This window comes from Bacillus sp. 165, assembly GCF_017742235.1.
Lineage (GTDB): Bacteria > Bacillota > Bacilli > Bacillales > Bacillaceae_G > JAGHKQ01.
Genome location: NZ_JAGHKQ010000008.1, coordinates 41,237 through 58,401, shown reverse-complemented (window position 1 = coordinate 58,401; position 17,165 = coordinate 41,237). Strand labels below are relative to the sequence as shown.

11 protein-coding genes are annotated in these 17,165 nt (G+C 40.4%); 7 read left to right on the top strand and 4 right to left on the bottom strand.

Going from position 1 to position 17,165, the window contains the following annotated elements; genetic code table 11:
- Nucleotides 1-223 precede the first annotated feature (223 nt).
- Complete coding sequence (locus J7Q84_RS13350; protein WP_209095066.1) at nucleotides 224-1,087, top strand: helix-turn-helix domain-containing protein; 864 nt, start codon at nucleotides 224-226, stop codon at nucleotides 1,085-1,087.
- 25 nt (nucleotides 1,088-1,112) lie between these two features.
- Here J7Q84_RS13350 and J7Q84_RS13345 read toward each other — a convergent pair whose 3' ends face one another.
- Both J7Q84_RS13345 and J7Q84_RS13340 read right to left on the bottom strand, forming a co-directional pair.
- A complete protein-coding gene (locus tag J7Q84_RS13345; protein WP_209095065.1) occupies nucleotides 1,113-2,366 on the bottom strand; it encodes an MFS transporter in 1,254 nt (417 codons plus the stop codon).
- Nucleotides 2,367-2,542: 176 nt separating this feature from the next.
- Nucleotides 2,543-3,532 carry an NAD(P)/FAD-dependent oxidoreductase gene (locus J7Q84_RS13340; protein ID WP_209095064.1) on the bottom strand — a complete coding sequence of 330 codons (990 nt, stop codon included), beginning with the start codon at nucleotides 3,530-3,532 and terminating at the stop codon, nucleotides 2,543-2,545.
- A 384-nt stretch (nucleotides 3,533-3,916) separates the two neighbouring features.
- Here J7Q84_RS13340 and J7Q84_RS13335 point away from each other — a divergent pair, with 384 nt between their 5' ends.
- The 6 genes from J7Q84_RS13335 to J7Q84_RS13310 all read left to right on the top strand — a co-directional run bounded on the left by J7Q84_RS13335 (nucleotide 3,917) and on the right by J7Q84_RS13310 (nucleotide 10,503).
- Nucleotides 3,917-5,125 (top strand): NAD(P)/FAD-dependent oxidoreductase, encoded by a 1,209-nt coding sequence (locus J7Q84_RS13335; protein WP_209095063.1) that lies wholly within the window; start codon nucleotides 3,917-3,919, stop codon nucleotides 5,123-5,125.
- A gap of 263 nt (nucleotides 5,126-5,388) precedes the next feature.
- Nucleotides 5,389-5,871 carry an NUDIX domain-containing protein gene (locus tag J7Q84_RS13330; RefSeq protein ID WP_209095062.1) on the top strand — a complete coding sequence of 161 codons (483 nt, stop codon included), beginning with the start codon at nucleotides 5,389-5,391 and terminating at the stop codon, nucleotides 5,869-5,871.
- Nucleotides 5,872-5,937: 66 nt separating this feature from the next.
- Nucleotides 5,938-6,255 carry a YuiB family protein gene (locus J7Q84_RS13325; protein WP_209095061.1) on the top strand — a complete coding sequence of 106 codons (318 nt, stop codon included), beginning with the start codon at nucleotides 5,938-5,940 and terminating at the stop codon, nucleotides 6,253-6,255.
- A gap of 179 nt (nucleotides 6,256-6,434) precedes the next feature.
- Nucleotides 6,435-6,911, top strand: coding sequence for a MarR family winged helix-turn-helix transcriptional regulator (locus J7Q84_RS13320; protein ID WP_209095060.1), 477 nt, complete (start codon nucleotides 6,435-6,437; stop codon nucleotides 6,909-6,911).
- A complete protein-coding gene (locus tag J7Q84_RS13315; protein ID WP_209095059.1) occupies nucleotides 6,905-8,632 on the top strand; it encodes an ABC transporter ATP-binding protein in 1,728 nt (575 codons plus the stop codon). Before J7Q84_RS13320 ends, J7Q84_RS13315 begins: the two co-directional genes overlap by 7 nt.
- Nucleotides 8,629-10,503: an ABC transporter ATP-binding protein gene (locus tag J7Q84_RS13310; protein ID WP_209095058.1), complete on the top strand. Its 1,875-nt coding sequence runs from the start codon at nucleotides 8,629-8,631 to the stop codon at nucleotides 10,501-10,503. The genes J7Q84_RS13315 and J7Q84_RS13310 overlap by 4 nt, the downstream gene beginning before the upstream one ends.
- A 162-nt stretch (nucleotides 10,504-10,665) precedes the next feature.
- Here J7Q84_RS13310 and J7Q84_RS13305 read toward each other — a convergent pair whose 3' ends face one another.
- Both J7Q84_RS13305 and J7Q84_RS13300 read right to left on the bottom strand, forming a co-directional pair.
- Nucleotides 10,666-14,892, bottom strand: coding sequence for a S8 family serine peptidase (locus tag J7Q84_RS13305; RefSeq protein WP_247739260.1), 4,227 nt, complete (start codon nucleotides 14,890-14,892; stop codon nucleotides 10,666-10,668).
- 664 nt (nucleotides 14,893-15,556) lie between these two features.
- The gene (locus tag J7Q84_RS13300) at nucleotides 15,557-16,819 is read right to left on the bottom strand and encodes a helix-turn-helix domain-containing protein (protein ID WP_209095057.1); all 1,263 of its coding nucleotides are present in this window, start codon (nucleotides 16,817-16,819) and stop codon (nucleotides 15,557-15,559) included.
- Nucleotides 16,820-17,165: the final 346 nt, after the last annotated feature.

Genomic DNA, 17,165 nt, shown 5'->3' with positions numbered 1-17,165 from the left:
GAGTCAGGGATATATCGGCAGAGTCAGGGATATATCGGCAGAGTCAGGGATATATCGGCAGAGTCAGGGATATATCGGCAGAGTCAGGGATATATCGGCAGAGTCAGGGATATATCGGCAGAGTCAGGGATATATCGGCAGATCAAAAATTTTATTCCCGACTCAAGAGTGTTGACCAATTTTCTTTACTTCTTGTTATTTATATAGCGAGGAGGAGTGAACGATGTCCAAGCTATATGAACATATGAAATGCTACAGTCAATTTAAAACGGTAGAAGAGTTTAATCAGTATAAGTCGTATTTATATAAAGAATATAAGGATGATTTGAATTGTACCGATAGGCAAGTTATCGATATTTTGAGCCGGTATGCTGTCAACAGCAGGAGGCAAAGTATAGGGGTAGCCTGCCCATTAATGGAAACAATGGCAGAGAAGGCTCAAAAAAGTATACGTACAATCAGACGGTCTGTGGCGAAACTTGAAAGGCTGGGTATTATAAAACGGATATTAATGAAGGAGCGCCGAAAGCAAGGCGGGTATAGTGCCAGCTTATATGTATTTCAATATGATGACCGCATGATTGACCGTATGAGCATGTCCGAATGCAAGAAGCCGAAAAAGCAAGATGTCGCAACGGAAGAAAGCTCAAAATCTGAAAGGGAAACGCTTTTCTTTTTTCAAGCTCTTAATCAAGAAACATGTTGTAAAGTAACGTATGAAACGATGGATGAAACATATGCTCGAAACGATATTCCAAAGAGTTTTATTTATGCTGTGCTGCCGATGACTCAGAATCCAAAAACTATTAACTTTGCTTGGAGTCGAGTGACGCTTGCTTATGGGAAAAGCTGTCTTCCTCATCAGGGAGTTTGGTTAGAGAAGCTGCTGGAGGAACCTAATATAGCGGAGGAGTTAATAGGCCGAACCAAAAGTGCAGTACGAGCATATAAACTTGGTGAAATTCGTAAAGATTTCGGCGCGCTTCTGTACGGCACAATGAATGAATTATTTAGCAAGGTAGCTATGGATTTTTCAGCTTCAGCTCGGCGAAGGTCTGGTGTGATGTTATATGATTGGATTACATAAAAAAACGCACTCTACTGAGTGCGCTCTAATCAAATGTGCGTACCGTTGGGACACGAAGTGCAACAAATATGACAAACAGGATAACGGCAAGGGCACCGCCCTTCATGATGAGAACAATAGGCAGACTTGTTGCCAAAATCAGAGACGTCACTGCGTAGGAAACAGGGATTAATCCCATTGAAGAAAGCATTAATAAGCTCATCACGCGACCCATCATGTTCTCTTGCACAGTGGTTTGAATGACAGCCATCAGAGGAATAGAGGCCATCGCCAATGTTATACCAAATACAGCGCCAGCGGTTAAGGCGTGCCACAGTTCATGGCTGAAACTCAGCAAGAAAAAGGAGATGCCTGATAAAAACAGCATAACAAGGCAAAATGCACCTCTTTTTTTGCGGACATTCAAAATTCCGACCAGCATGGCGCCAACAGCCATGCCGCCCCCGACAGCTCCTTCAAGATAACTAAAGTGCAGTGAGTTTCCATTCAATACTGTTTTAACGAAAATCGGAAAGCCGATTTGCATAGGTCCAATAATAAACAGATTTAAAAAGGCGCTGCATATGAGTAAGGTTGTCAAAAAGGGAGACTTTTTGACATACAAAATACCTTCTTTAATAGAGGTAAGCATGCCGGATTGATCTTGTTCTTGTTTATCTGCATGTGTCGTTTGAATTTTTTGAACCAATAGGGCTGCCAAGATGAGAAATACAATGGTTAAGGCAAAAACTGTTTCGTAGTTGCTGAATTTGATAATAATTCCTCCGAGCATGGGCCCTAGAATGAGCGACGATTGATTTGTCATTTGGGTAATGGAATTTGCTTGTGTTAGCTGTTCTTTTTTTACAAGCTCTGGTAAAATGGAGCCGTCCGCTGACCAAAAAAACGCATCGGATATACCGAAAAACAATGCAAACAGAACAAAGGTGTGCAACGTAATATCTCCTGTCAGCAGCCAAATGAGTATGGAGGCGACAAGGAGCACCCGCATCATGTTGGAATAAAACATAATATTTTTTTTCGGAAACTTGTCCGCAAGTGCACCGCCTAAAATCATAAATAACAGTCTAGGAACACTCGAGGCAATAAAGACAAGACCAAGAGACGCTTCTAAGTCCAGCTTTTTGACAATATACCATGTTTGCGAGAAGGTAAAAAAGGCAAGAGCAATACTTGAAAATAGCGTGGCTGTCCATAAATACAGAAAGTGCACGTTTCGAAACAGTGTTGGCCCCTCTTTTGTCATCTGTAATGTTTTATTTCGCTGCAAGTCCTCCATATTTGAACCTCTCTTAAAGAAAATCTGTTAACCATTCTTGTTTATTCCGATTTTTTTAAACAATTTCTCATTAATTTTATAAAAAAAGACAGGGTTTGCCCAGCGTGTTTTTGGTGTGAAAAAAGTGCTTGCTGCAAAAAAAAGGAGCACGAGAAATCCTCGTGCTCTCTTTTTCATTAAAACATGCTGGAGCTGTGCATAGGTTGGAGCTTTGCTTTCGGATCCATATATGCTTTGGCGTTATTTACTGCTGTTGGTGCCTCACCGAAGCCGCATGCAATTAATTTTACTTTACCGTCATATGTACAAATATCTCCAGCAGCATAAAGCCCTGGAATGTTTGTTTCCATTTTTGAGTTTACTACGATGCTATTTTTTTCGATTGTTAGACCCCAGTCTTTAATTGGGCCTAAAGAAGAAACAAAGCCATAGTTTACGATAACATCGTCCACATCGATGGTGATTTTTTCTTCTGTTTTCACATCTTGGATGACAACCTGTGTAATGTTGTCATTGCCGATAAGCTCTACCGGGATGTAAGGAGTTTTTACGTTGACTTTGGAGTTCATTAGTGTTTCTACGCTGTGTTCATGTGCGCGGAACTTGTCGCGTCGATGAATAAGTGTTACTTCCTCTGCGATTGGTTCCAGCATCAAAGACCAGTCAACTGCGGAGTCACCGCCGCCGAATACTACAACTTTTTTGCCTGCAAATTTGTTCATGTCATCTACGAAGTAATGAAGGTTTTTCTTTTCGTACTTTACAGCGTCTTCAAGCTCTAGGCGACGTGGTTGGAATGCTCCATTGCCGGCTGTGATAATCACTGTTTTAGAATAATGAGTATCTTTATTTGTTACCAGCTTGAATATGCCATCCGCTTGTTTTTCTAATGTTTGAACAGCTTCTTCTAAACATACTGTAGGCTCAAACTTTCTCATTTGCTCTTTTAAGTTGTCAATAAGTTCTTGTGCGCGCACTTTTGGAAAGCCTGCTACATCATAAATGTACTTTTCTGGATACAGTGCGGATAATTGACCGCCAAGCTGCGGCAAGCTTTCAATAATTTTGACGCTTGCTTGTCTCATGCCGCCATAGAAAGCGGTAAATAAGCCTGTTGGGCCGCCGCCAATAATTGTAATATCATACACTTTCTGGTTTTCAGTCAACGCCTATTCCCCCTAATTGGTACGAATTCTTATATAAGAAATGATAACATATTTTTCAGAAAATACACTAGTAAATGAAGCGTGGCTACCGTAAGATTGCATATATTTGAGAAAAGTACGAAAAATATAGGACAGGAATAGAAGAGAAGATATTGTTTTTTCTAAGAATACTGACAATTCGCGATGTGCTTGAAAAAAGAATAAAAAAAGACTAATATAGTGTAGGGATTATTTTAATTTTTTATGACAAATTTCTTACATTTTTTTAAACTTTATCTCGAAATAAAGTCGAAATTCGGAAGTTTGTAGGTATGTTCGTGATAAAGTGAACAATGTTTTATTATTCCAATTATCATAAATTATAAAAAAGGGTTGTGATTAAGGGTGAGAAAGCCAAAAATCGTTATTCTCGGTGCAGGTTACGGTGGAATGATTACTACTGTACGTCTTCAGAAAATGTTATCAGTAAATGAAGCGGACATCACATTAGTGAACAATAACAGCTATCATTATCAAGCAACGTGGCTGCATGAAAACGCAGCGGGAACATTGCATCACGACAAAACTCGTATTGAAATCCGTGAAGTAATCGATTCAAGCAAAGTAAATTTTGTACAAGATACGGTAGTGGATATTAAATCGCAAGAAAAGCGCGTAATTTTATCAAACGGCGAATTAGAGTATGATTACTTAGTAGTAGGATTAGGATTCGAATCCGAAACATTCGGCATTAAAGGTTTGAAAGAGCATGCATTCTCTATCGCAAACATCAATGCTGCTCGTCAAATCCGTGATCACATCGAGTATATGTTCTCACAATATCCAACGCAAAGAAGTGAAGAGCTGTTGACAATTGTTGTCGGCGGTGCTGGATTTACAGGAATCGAGTTTGTGGGTGAATTAGCGAACCGTGTTCCTGAGTTATGTGATGAGTACGACATTGATCGTGAAAAAGTACGTATCATCTGTGTGGAGGCTGCGCCAATGGTACTGCCTGGATTTGATCCAGAGCTAGTAAACTATGCGGTGAGCCACTTGCAAAAGAAAGGCGTAGAATTCCGTATTGGTACAGCAATTAAAGAATGTACAGAAGAAGGAATTATCGTTGCTAAAGATGACAACGTAGAAGAAATCAAAGCTGCAACAGTGGTATGGGCTGCAGGTGTTCGCGGTAATGCGATTGTGGAGCAATCTGGTTTTGAAGCAATGCGCGGCCGTGTGAAAGTAGACGAGTTCATGCATGCACCTGGTTATGATGATGTGTTCATCCTAGGGGATGCAGCGTTAATCTTCAATCCTGAAAACGATCGTCCTTATCCGCCTACTGCACAAATTGCGATTCAACAAGGCTATACTGTTGCACATAACCTTGCAGTACTTGTTCGCGGTAAAGGCGATATGGAAAAATTCACGTTCGATAACAAAGGTACAGTTTGTTCTTTAGGCCATGACGATGCAATCGGCGTTGTATTTGGCAAAAAACTGACTGGCTGGAAGGCTTCCTTCATGAAGAAGGTAATTGATAACCGTTACCTATTCTTACTTGGCGGACCTCTGTTAGTATTGAAAAAAGGTAAATTAAAAATGTTCTAATAACCATTAAGAGCAGAAGCAGTGCATACTGTTTTTGCTCTTTTCTTTAATATGCGGACAACGGTGTTTCGTCGATAAAAAGGGTGAACTCGCCGATATGCTGAGAGTTATACCGATAAATGAGGCAAGCACGCCGATATAAGGAAAACTGTGCCGATATCAGGGTGGGTGTCGCCGATATGCTGAGAGTTATACCGATAAATAGAGTAAGCACCCTGATAGAATTGAAATCGCGCTGATAACATGATAAAACAGGTGAGACGATGAGTAAACGAGGAAATGTATGGTTGGCCGTCAGTGGATTGGTGATAGCAGAAGATGGACGTTGGTTGGTTGTAAAGAAGAAATACGGAGGATTGAAAGGGAAGTGGTCGCTTCCGGCAGGCTTTGTAAATGCCAATGAAACGATTGACCAAGCGGTTCTGCGGGAAGTAAAAGAAGAAACAGGTATTGAAGCGGATGTGCTTGGTGTCATTGGCATTCGATCTGGTGTCATTCGGGATGAAATCAGTGATAATATGGTGGTATTTTTATTAAAGCCACAGCATGAAAATATTTCACTGCAGGAACGAGAATTGTCTCATGGGGCATTTATGAAGCCGGAAGAGATTATCGATGACGAACAAGCATCGGTATTACTCCAGTATTTATTGAAAGCGGTGCCAAAGCAAGCGTTTCATATGAAAACAGATGTGAACCCGGGTGACCATTTTGGCTATACTTCTTACCATTTATTTCTTCCGTAAAGAAGAATTGACGATGTCTCATATGGTCTTGTACACTTAAAGGGAGTTCAAGTAGGGGGAAAAGAAATGAGTATACCGGTATTATTGATTTCCATGATGCTATTTTTAGTTCTGTTCTTCGGAATCGGATTTTTGTTAAATATGATTTTGCGTGGGACTTGGGTGATGGTTGTGCTATATCCTCTTGTATGTGCTTTTATTATTGATAAAGTAAGCATTACTGATTACTTTTTTGATACAAACCACGCATTCTCGTCGCTGAAGGCTGGTTTTATGCACCTTGGACAAGCCGACATCCTTATTTTAATGACGGGTTTAGTCGGGGCTATACTGGCAGGCGTTACAATTAAAATGCTTCGTCAAAGAGGATATCAAATGTTTTAAACTCCCTAGAATAGGGAGTTTTTTTATTGTAAGCAGAGTAGCATAATTTGTCGTTGTGTTTTGCTTGACTCTCTCTATAAATAAGTATAACGTCGTAATTAATTAACAATATAAAATTTACTATTTTGAACAGTACTAAATAGTATGGTACGAATATGAACAGAAAAGAGGTGATAGGAATGAATGAAAAGCATGAAAAATCAGAGAAAACAGCGGAGGTGCTGCGGTCCTTTTGGAAAATTCAGCGATATTTTCGCAAGTGGGCGCAGGAAAGTATAGCAAGCAGCGACTTGAGTATACCGCAGTTTTGGATTTTACAGATGGTACACACAGGGAAGGTTGTGCCGCAAAAGCACTTGGGTGAGCGTTTGATGTTTCCGAAAAGCACGGTGAGTACGAGTATCGAGGGTTTAGTAGAGTCAGGATTATTAAAGCGAATCATTCCTGAAGAAAATCGCCGGGAGGTACAGCTGCAATTGACAGAAGAAGGGAAACAAAAAGTACGGCTTATTCATGAGGATCCAAATGGAATATATCAAAAAATGAATCACGTATTAGCGCAGATGTCTGAAGAAAGAATCGATATGATATTGGCACTTCAGCACCAGTTATATGAAGCGATGATACAGGAAGAAGGAGGGGATAAGCGTTGTTAAAATTATTTCGAAATTTGAAACCATTCACGGGACTTATTGCTGTTGTTGTTACCTTTGTCTTTATACAGTCGATGGGTGATTTGTATTTACCGACATTAATGTCGGATATTATTGACACCGGAGTGATAAAAGGGGACACGGATTATATCTTGAAAATTGGTGCCTTTATGCTACTTGTGGCTGCCGGTGGAGCTGTTTGTGCGGTATTTGCCAGCTATTTCTCGTCTAAGGCGGCCATGGGATTCGGAAGAAATTTGCGCAATAAAGTCTTTTCACGTGTAGAGTCATTCTCACTTCAGGAGTTTGATACGGTCGGGACGGCTTCGTTAATTACTCGGACTACCAATGATATCACGCAAGTGCAGCAAGTGCTTATGATGCTGATGCGGATGGTAATTAGTGCGCCCATCATGTTTGTCGGCGGAGTTATTATGGCGGTGACAAAGGATGCCAAATTATCGCTTATCATTGTGGCAATCGCTCCGATTTTAGTGCTTACTATTTTCTTAATTATGTTTAAAGCATTGCCTCTTTTTAAAGCGATGCAAATCAAGATTGATAAACTGAACTTGATTTTACGCGAAAGCTTGACCGGGGTTCGAGTGGTCCGCGCGTTTAATCGGGATCCTTATGAACAAACGCGCTTTGAAAAAGCAAACTATGATTTAATGGATGTTTCTATTAAGGTCAACAAAATTATGGCATTTATGATGCCAATGATGATGTTGATTTTAAATTTAACAACAGTTGGGGTGTTATGGTTTGGCGGAATACGTATTGATACAGGTCATATGCAAATTGGTGATTTGATGGCATTTATGCAATATGTAGCACAAATTATGTTTGCGCTTATTATGGCTTCGATGATGTTTATTATGGTGCCGCGTGCCTCGGCTTCGGCAGCCCGTATTAACGCAGTTCTTGATATGAATCCAAGTATTTCTGATGCAGCTGTTACAACAACAGCTGAAGCCAATCGTGGCTACCTTGAATTTGATAGTGTGACATTCAGCTATCCGGGTGCTGAAATGCCAGCATTATCCAATATTTCGTTTCGTGCTGCACCTGGCCAAGTAACCGCTGTTATTGGAGGAACAGGTTCCGGTAAATCTACGATGGTGAACTTGATTCCACGATTTTATGACATTGATGCAGGAACAATTCGTGTAAACGGTATTGATGTGCGAAAAATGAAGCAGAAGGAATTACGCTCCTATATTGGTCTTGTTCCGCAAAAAGCAGTACTATTCTCCGGAACAATTAGTGAGAACATTCGCTACGGCAAAGAAAACGCAACGGATGAAGAAGTTTGGCATGCTGCTAAGGTAGCACAGGCAGCAGACTTTATTGAGGGAATGAAAGAGGGTTACGACTCACAAATTACACAAGGCGGAACAAACCTTTCCGGCGGCCAAAAGCAGCGCTTATCGATTGCGCGCGCGCTCGTGCGCAAACCGGACTTATATATTTTAGATGATAGTTTTTCTGCACTTGATTTTAAAACGGATGCGAAGCTACGAGCTGCGTTGAAAAAAGAAACGCAAGAAGCCACGGTACTTATTGTTGCTCAACGTGTAAGTACAGTACGGGCCGCTGATCAAATTATCGTACTTGATGAAGGGAAAATAGAGGGAATTGGAACGCATGAACAATTGCTAGAAACATGCAGTGTATATCGTGAAATTGTCCAGTCGCAATTGTCAGAGGAGGAAATTGCATGAGCCAAGAAAAACAACGGCCGCCTCAAGGAGGCTTCAGCCCCGGGTTTGGACCTGGCGGGGGCAATATGATGATGCAGGGCGCGAAGGTGAAGAATTTTAAAGGGACGCTGCGCCGTTTGCTTACTTACTTGAAGCCGAGACGGATGAAGTTAATCGCTGTCTTTTTTACTGCTATCTTAAGTACGATTTTCTTGATTGCCGGCCCAAAGTTGATGGGGAAGGTGACGACAAAGTTATTTGAAGGCGTCATGATGAAGCTTCAAGGTGTGCCCGGTGCAGAGATTGATTTTGGTTATGTTGGGAACATCGTACTTTTATTGATTGGACTTTATGTTATTAGCTCATTGTTTAGTTACGTACAGCAATACATTATGTCAGATGTTTCGCAAAAAATTGTATATGATTTACGGACGGAAGTAGATGAAAAGCTGGCACGGCTGCCGCTGAAATATTATGATGAAAACCCTCACGGTGACACGCTTAGCCGGGTAACTAACGATATTGATTTGATTGGTAGCACATTGCAGCAAAGCATTACGCAATTTATCACTTCTATTATCACGATTATTGGAATTATTATTATGATGCTAACTATCAGTCCTACTCTGACATTAATTAGTATAGCAGCGATGGCCCTTTCCATCTTTGGTTTAAAGCCGATTATGATGCGTTCGCAGAAGCATTTTGCTAATCAGCAAAAATCACTCGGTCAATTAAATGGTCATATTGAGGAAATGTATACAGGACATCACATCATTAAAGCCTTCGGGCACGAAGAGAAGGCCAAAGTGCAATTTAATGCAGTCAACGATCGGTTATATGATGCCGGGTGGCGCGCGCAATTTATTTCAGGTGTCATTATGCCAATGATGTCATTTGCGAGCAATCTCGGCTATGTATTGATTTGTATAGTTGGGGGCATTTATGTAACGAAGGGTTTTATCACAGTAGGAGATATTCAAGCCTTTATCCAATATTCAAGACAGTTTTCACAGCCAATTGCCCAAACAGCAAATATTGCAAATATTATTCAATCCACAATCGCTGCAGCAGAACGTGTTTTTGAATTGCTTGATGAAACAGAAGAAGTAAAAGAAACAGCAACTGTAACGAGATTGCCGCAAGTAAAAGGGGAAGTGACATTTGAATCTGTTGACTTTGGCTATAAGGACAGTGCTTTAGTTATTCAAGGTATGAATATTGATGTAAAGTCGGGGCAAACTGTAGCGATTGTAGGGCCAACTGGCGCTGGAAAAACAACCTTGATTAACTTGCTGATGCGTTTTTACGAAGTGAACAGCGGCACTATTAAAATTGATGGGATTAATATAACAGATATGCCCCGAGAAGCCTTGCGTAAAACCTTTGGGATGGTGCTACAAGATACATGGCTCTTTAACGGTACAATAAAAGATAATATCGGTTACGGCCGTCTAGAGGCAACAGATGATGAAATTATAGAGGCGGCTAAAGCTGCTTATGCTGATCATTTCATTCGAACATTGCCAGATGGGTATGATACCGTGCTAAACGAGGATGCATCGAATATTTCGCAAGGACAACGCCAGTTGCTGACGATTGCACGTGCCATTTTGGTAGATCCTGCTATTATGATTTTAGATGAAGCGACAAGCAGTGTTGATACGCGGACGGAAGTGCATATTCAACAAGCAATGAACGCAATGATGCAAGGGCGCACGAGCTTTGTTATCGCGCATCGTCTATCAACGATTAAAGACGCGGATTTAATCTTAGTGATGAACCAAGGGACGGTAATTGAACAAGGGACTCATTCTGAGCTACTTGCTCAAAACGGGTTTTATGCAGAGTTGTATAACAGCCAATTTGGAGAAGAAGCGCCGGCTGTATAGAGGGGACATTATCAGTAGTGGAAAAAGGTTTGGCTAATATTCTATCACAAAAAAGGAGATGCGAGGCATCTCCTTTTTTGTGATACTTTCTTTGTGGTACTCACTAACAGTATGCTTTTCAGAAAAACTGAGCACGGTTAGTTTTTCGTGCTCAGTTTTTTGTTAATTCTTCGGCTCAAGACCGATTGAATTCAAGAAGTACTTTAAATCTTTTTTACCGATTGTTTCTTGTGGCTGCTGTATGCTTAACGCATCAGGACCTTTTGATAAGAAGTTTTTCTCAATAAAGCGAACATCTGTCTCGTTTACAACACCATCTTGGTTAATGTCTTGCTTAACAATGGATGCATCTTGAGTACCATATGCATTAACAACACTTTGTATATCTCGGATATCTATTACTCTATCTCCATTCACATCGCCGGCAAGGCCGAGGTTTAGAAGTCCACCAATGAATTTACCATAATAAGAACCTTTAAGCGGGACTCCAGGATACACGTGTGCATATGTTTTTAAATGCCCTGGTACGTCTACAACAACTGTATATTGTTCGTCAGTTGCCGGTACGCCTAAAATTGTGAATTTTCCGCGGTTGTCGATAGTTCCTTTATATTTCTCGCCGCTTGGAGATACTGCGTATACCTTTGCACCGATTTTGGAGTAATCATGTGGAAATGTTAATGTCAGACCCCCTGCCAGAGTGGTTTTTGTAAATGCTTCTGGTAAAATGTTGCCTTCTATTTTTGTATGCTTCGATACAAAATCAAAGGTAGCTGTACTGTAATATGGGAGAGATGTCGTCGTTGATTCGCCTGCTTTCGTATAAGTGGATGTAGTCACTTTAAAGTCCGCATATCCGTAATACCACTCATCTCCTGTTACTTTAAACGTCACATCTAGGAACGGCATATCTCCGTTCAGGCCGGCAAATTCGTCCCCGTTTAATGAAGCTCCTACTGTTACAGAGGAAATAAAACCAGATCCTTTCAGCACCGGCTCGTTCACTACTGCTTCTAATCCATTTTGTTTCGCGTATGTTACTGCCGCTTTATTTAATTTTACATTTTTGAATGTGAATAGAGTAGCATCATATTGTACACCATATGCTCCTGATACAAGGTCCTTCACATTATTGAGGCTGAGTGTCATCTTGACGGTATCGCCCATTTGCGCTTCTTGCTTGTTGTAGCTAGAAGTAAGATACTCTGTTCCTTCTTTCACGTAAATATACTTTTGATAATTTACGTTCAGTGCTACGTCAGAAGCAGCAAAACTTAAATACAACGGACCATTTTCGATATCAGTTGATTCTATGCCGAACTCTACATCTCCGTTTTCTGCTACTGGCGGCCATACGGATCCATAGTACGGACGTGTTCCTACAGCTGTATACATTTTGTTAGCAGATTGATCGTACTTCAATCCTTTTGATTGTAATAAGGGGATAGAATCATCTGTTACTTTGCCATGTGTCCAGAACGCTTTCTTGCCGAATTCTTCTGTGTACATGGAATCATTGATTTCGTATACGCCAGGTTTGTTGTCAAAGCTTACTTCTGGTTTTGTGTTATCTACAAGCATAAGAGAGCCAGCTGTATATGATTTTCCTTGTGCATCATGTGTAATCATTTCAAGCGTATACTCTCCTTCAGGGACCTCAATCCATTCATCTGAAATTGGGTGGACCGGGTCGCCTGTAAACGGACGGACAATTCCTGTAAAAGCAGGTGCAATCGTGTATGGCTGATCAGGTTTCGCAGTTTCTATACTGAAGGATTGCACGAATCCAAACACATTTCCTGTTTTGTTGTCCTTCAAGATGATATCCGCTGTTTTCATTGGACTTTTTAGTTTGAATGGTGCATACACCATTGGAGTCCAGTACTGCCATTTTGGTGTATTATTCGACATTGCCGGTCTCTCTGTTTTGAAATACTCAATTCCGCGATCTGTTACACGGATGGCAAATGGAATTTGGTATGTTTCATCTGGGTTGCTTGCATTAGTCACATGAATGTATCCTTCATAACGACCTTCTGCCGCACTTTGAGGAACTGTGATCTTCGGCTGCATGCTTGCTGTTTTGCCGCTGGCAATTGTGATGCCGCTTGGCACGTCTAGCTTGATACCGTTAGCTGCTGCATCTTTAATCCCTGTGCGCTCCCCGTGATACTCCACTTCTACGTTGAATGTTTTGTCTTCTTCACCGCGGTTTTTGATAACCATCTTGCGGCTGTCTTCGATCGAGCCATTTTCCTCTTTGTAATGGCTTCCGAAAGAAATCGAACCTGTTTCATTTGGAATTTCTACGATTTGATTGTTTTCCACATTTTCTGTCGTATCCATGACTTTGATAGAGATATCGGTGTGCACTGCATTGTATGCATCAATGCGTCCCGCACCTTGCTCGAATACGGAGTTATCCCCTTTTAAGTCTACGGAAGTATTCATTAAAGCTGCTTTCACATCAAATGGAGAATATCCTGGATGCGCTTGTAAAATCAAGGCCGCTACCCCTGCGACGTGAGGAGTTGCCATGGACGTTCCTTGTAGACGCGCGTACGCATTCATGTAATCAACGCCATCTTCCGGGCTGTTAATATATTCAGGAATTGTAGAGAAGATGGCTACTCCTGGTGCCACAACATCCGGCTTAATATCGTACGTGCTGCCTACTGGGCCGCGGGAGCTGAAGCTTGCAAGGCTGTCGCCTTTTGTTTTCATGCTTGCTACTGTTCCGAATGTAAGAGAAGCGTTATCACCTAATGCTTTTAAGCGCCCTCCTTCTGCTTTTGTTAAGCGGAAGGATGGAATAAGCCCCATCGCTTCTCCTAAGTATGACGGGATTTCCCCCTCAATATTATTATAAATAATAACTGCTTTTGCACCTGCTTGTGCTGCGCTTTTGATTTTATCAACAAATGCAATTTCGCCGCGTTCGATTAAGGCGATTTTGCCAGTCAAGTCTTTTCCTGTAAAGTCTTCTGGTTTTCCAAGTCCTGCAAATTCAACAGGCAGAGATTGACTTTGCAAGTCTTCCAATTTATCTGAAAAACTTTTGCCTAACAGTTTGATATTTTCAAATGTTTGCTCACCTGCAGTCATAGTTGTAAATGTTGGAATGTCCATCGCAAAATCACTTGCGCCAACCGTAATACCAAGTGCGGATGTTCCTGGAGCATGTAACGTTTGTTCATTTGGACCATTGTTTCCTGCCGCTACAACCGCTATTACACCAGACAGCATCGCATTATTAATCGCTACAGATGTCGCATCTAGTGGATTATTTGCGCCACCACCTAATGAAAGGTTAATAACATCCATACCATCTGCCACTGCTTTATCGATACCAGCAAGAACACCGGAATTCGCTCCAGATCCGTAAGGACCAAGGACACGATAGCCGTATAGATCTACATCAGGGGCTACCCCTTTTACCGCATAGTCCACATTATTTTTTTGTTCTCCGGCGATTGTACCCGATACGTGTGTGCCGTGCTCTGTATAATAAGCAGAGCCTGAAGATGGATTGATTTCTGGTTTCCCAGAAGCTTTCCAATCTTGGTAGGTTGTCTCCATTGGATCTGCATCGTTATCAACAAAATCCCATCCCTTAACCATATCAGGTTCTACTGCTTTTGGATCACCAAAGCTAGAGCGGAATCCTTGATAGGCATATTTTAAATCTGGATGGTTGTAGTCAATTCCTGTGTCTAACACACCGACTTTAATGCCTTTTCCAGTTATTTTTTCTGCATGAAGCTTGTCCACCCTGATTTGAGGAATGCTGTCCATCATTTTAGACTCAGAAGCAGATTTTGTTTCTGCCGGAAGATCAAGCTGGATCGTATCGTCCTTCCATACGCGTTTCACTACGCCAGATGCCAATAAACTTTCAATTTCTGTTCCCGGGATGGCCATCGCTACCCCATTGAAAGCGGAACGGTATTCTCTCGTAATCTTAGATTCTTGTAACTGCGCGCTTGCATCTCGTTTGTTCTTTAATGCTTGGAAGCTTTGTTTAAACTCACTATGTGCTTGTTCGACTTTAGCAGCCGCTGCTTTCGTAGTCATGCGCAATCCTTTGGCAGCTTGCTTCATGACTTCTACTTTCGCTGGATCTTGATTAAATTCAACAATGACATTTTCTAGTCCGGGATTTTTTGTGTCAACGTTTGGAGCGATAACAAAGCCTGGCTTTATATCAGCCTGCTCTAGTGCTTTTCTTTGTTCCGGAGATAGATTCATAAGAACCTTTTCTACGTCTTTAACTTGATAAGGTACATTAGACGAACTTTTTGCGAAGACGTTATAAGGCATGCCAGATGTTACAATAAGACCGGCAGCCAAGGCGCCTGTCAGAACTTTAGTGGATGTATTCCCTTTCATGTGCTTCTTCCTCCTCTATTTACAGTACGGTTACTCCTGATTGCGGAATAACTTGTTTACAATATAAATTATAAGAAGGAATAAATAATCTGTTAATTGGGAAAATTCTTATCATTTCAAGTCGTATTTTGTTGTTTTTTCGAAAATAAATATGAATGTCGAACGAAATATGGGTGAAAGTGGGGAAAGACAAGGGTTTTAGGCTATTTATGAGGTTGGGAAAATTGTTGTGAAATTCTCTATATTTTATAATAAGCCTATATCAAGATTTGTGTCGGAAAAAGGTACCTATATCGAGCGGGGGAATTAAAAGGAAAAGCAGCTGCTGTTTACAGCTGCTTTTACATTTAGAGATACAAAAGTATAAAGGACGCCTGTCTAGCTTCCATGGTCTCCTCCCGTCTGCAGACTAACCTGGATAAAGGAAAAGCGCCTTTACCGATGAGGAACACTTCTTTGAATCTTCCTCGAAGGCCTTTTGTATGTGGGTTGTTCTGCCTAGAGAACCGGGCGGATCATGTCCCGTTTTCTTATTTACAAATTCTTTTTATCCTGCTTACGTAAGCTTTACATTGTTCCTTGACTATTAACATAAAAAGCTTTCTGTTAAAAATAATTATAACAGGTTTTTAATAATACATATTGAATGAGATAATTTTATAAACTATACGGATTTTCCATCATCAAAAACCATCCGTTTTAGAAGCCGGTTCGATACTTGAAGGTATTGGTTGGCAGAATCTAGTTCTCCCTTCTCTTGGTAGTGGGCTGCTATAATGTCAGCGTACTCGACTGCCCTGCGAAACTCCATGCATTGTTCCATTGTTGGCAATCCATGTTTGACTAAATATGGGATTAGTTTTTTTTCTTCGCCCATTGTTTGCAGATACAATATCATCAATTTAACATATTGAAGAGATTTTTGATCTGAGAAGGTATCTAGCTCCTGCTGTAGCAGATTAAGGGCCTGTTCGTTCTCTTTTAAATCTATAAGTGTCTGGATATAGTCGAGCAATGAATTATAATAGGTGATTGTATGCTTTTGTTTTAATTGAACAGATTGTGAGTAATAATTAAGCGCCTCTTGAAGATTGCCTTGTCGGTGATACAAAAATCCCAAATTGTGCGTGGTGATTGCCTTCGTATACGTATCTTGAAGAAGTTCCCCGTCGCTTAAAACAGGCAGTAGTATTTCCTCCGCTCTTTTAAACTCATTGCTGTATATTAAATTAAAAGCAAGAGTAATTTTGACATGCAAAATACGAAACATATTCCCGGTGTTTTGAAAGATCCGTAATGCTTTGTAGGCGTAGTGAACAGACAAGGAATAGTGATGCAATTTTCCGTGTATTATAGACCGAAAGTGATAATAATCAGTAACCTTTTCACTGTATTGCTCCGCTTGTTCTTCTAATATCCCCAATATTTCTAGTGCTTGTAAGTATTGTAGCTTTTGCCCGTGATAGACACCTTGGAGGAAATCCCATAGATAGCGCTCAAAAGGGGAGTACTTTGTTACTTTATTTTTCATAGCTTCGGATGCTTGTTCAAACTCTGTTATCCGGTTCAAAAATAATAAATAGCGAAGTGTATATAGTTCATACAAATAAATCATATCGGTACATAGAATATATTCCTTATGCAGCAGCAATTCGTTATATAAGGTGTCTGCTTTTTCCTTGTGTATTCTTTCTATAGCATCGTACAACTGATTGAGCTGGCTTTTTAACAATTGTGTTTTTTTATTTTCCTCTTCAATAGAGATTCCCAGCCGTTCACAAAGCAATTGTAATGTTTTGAGGTTGACCTCTTTTGAATTGTTTTCAATTTTACTCATGTGAGTAACAGAACAAATCCCCTTGCACAGTTGTTCCTGTGTTTTATTTTGTTTTTTTCTATGATAGTAAATGATTTTTCCGACCGACATCCAGTATCCCACCCCTTCGTTGTCCTATTTTTATAATGTATTATACTACCTTACCTGCGTATTTTTATAAATATTTGCAAATGAAAATATTTACATCTAAATTAACGCATCTTTTCTGAAAACCCTATATACAGCATAAGGGAAATGAGGATTGCTTGCTTATGAGGTTAATTTGAAGCTAATAGCTGCTACCGATAGCTTTGATTTAGGAGTTTTGTTGTTTGGATACTAGCTAAGTTTATATTAAAAAAATATTATATTTATTCATTATTTGTTGTGTAGACAGTCCTTTTGTTATTTGGTTTAAGTCGATAAATTTGCAATACAATTGCGCTTGACAAATGAA

Excerpts from the sequence above, each read along its gene's own strand:
- J7Q84_RS13350 (WP_209095066.1), top strand. The coding sequence starts at position 224 with ATGTCCAAGCTATATGAACATATGAAATGCTACAGTCAATTTAAAACG.
- J7Q84_RS13305 (WP_247739260.1), bottom strand. The coding sequence starts at position 14,892 with ATGAAAGGGAATACATCCACTAAAGTTCTGACAGGCGCCTTGGCTGCC.
- J7Q84_RS13320 (WP_209095060.1), top strand. The coding sequence starts at position 6,435 with ATGAATGAAAAGCATGAAAAATCAGAGAAAACAGCGGAGGTGCTGCGG.
- J7Q84_RS13325 (WP_209095061.1), top strand. The coding sequence starts at position 5,938 with ATGAGTATACCGGTATTATTGATTTCCATGATGCTATTTTTAGTTCTG.
- J7Q84_RS13330 (WP_209095062.1), top strand. The coding sequence starts at position 5,389 with ATGAGTAAACGAGGAAATGTATGGTTGGCCGTCAGTGGATTGGTGATA.
- J7Q84_RS13310 (WP_209095058.1), top strand. The coding sequence starts at position 8,629 with ATGAGCCAAGAAAAACAACGGCCGCCTCAAGGAGGCTTCAGCCCCGGG.
- J7Q84_RS13300 (WP_209095057.1), bottom strand. The coding sequence starts at position 16,819 with ATGTCGGTCGGAAAAATCATTTACTATCATAGAAAAAAACAAAATAAA.
- J7Q84_RS13345 (WP_209095065.1), bottom strand. The coding sequence starts at position 2,366 with ATGGAGGACTTGCAGCGAAATAAAACATTACAGATGACAAAAGAGGGG.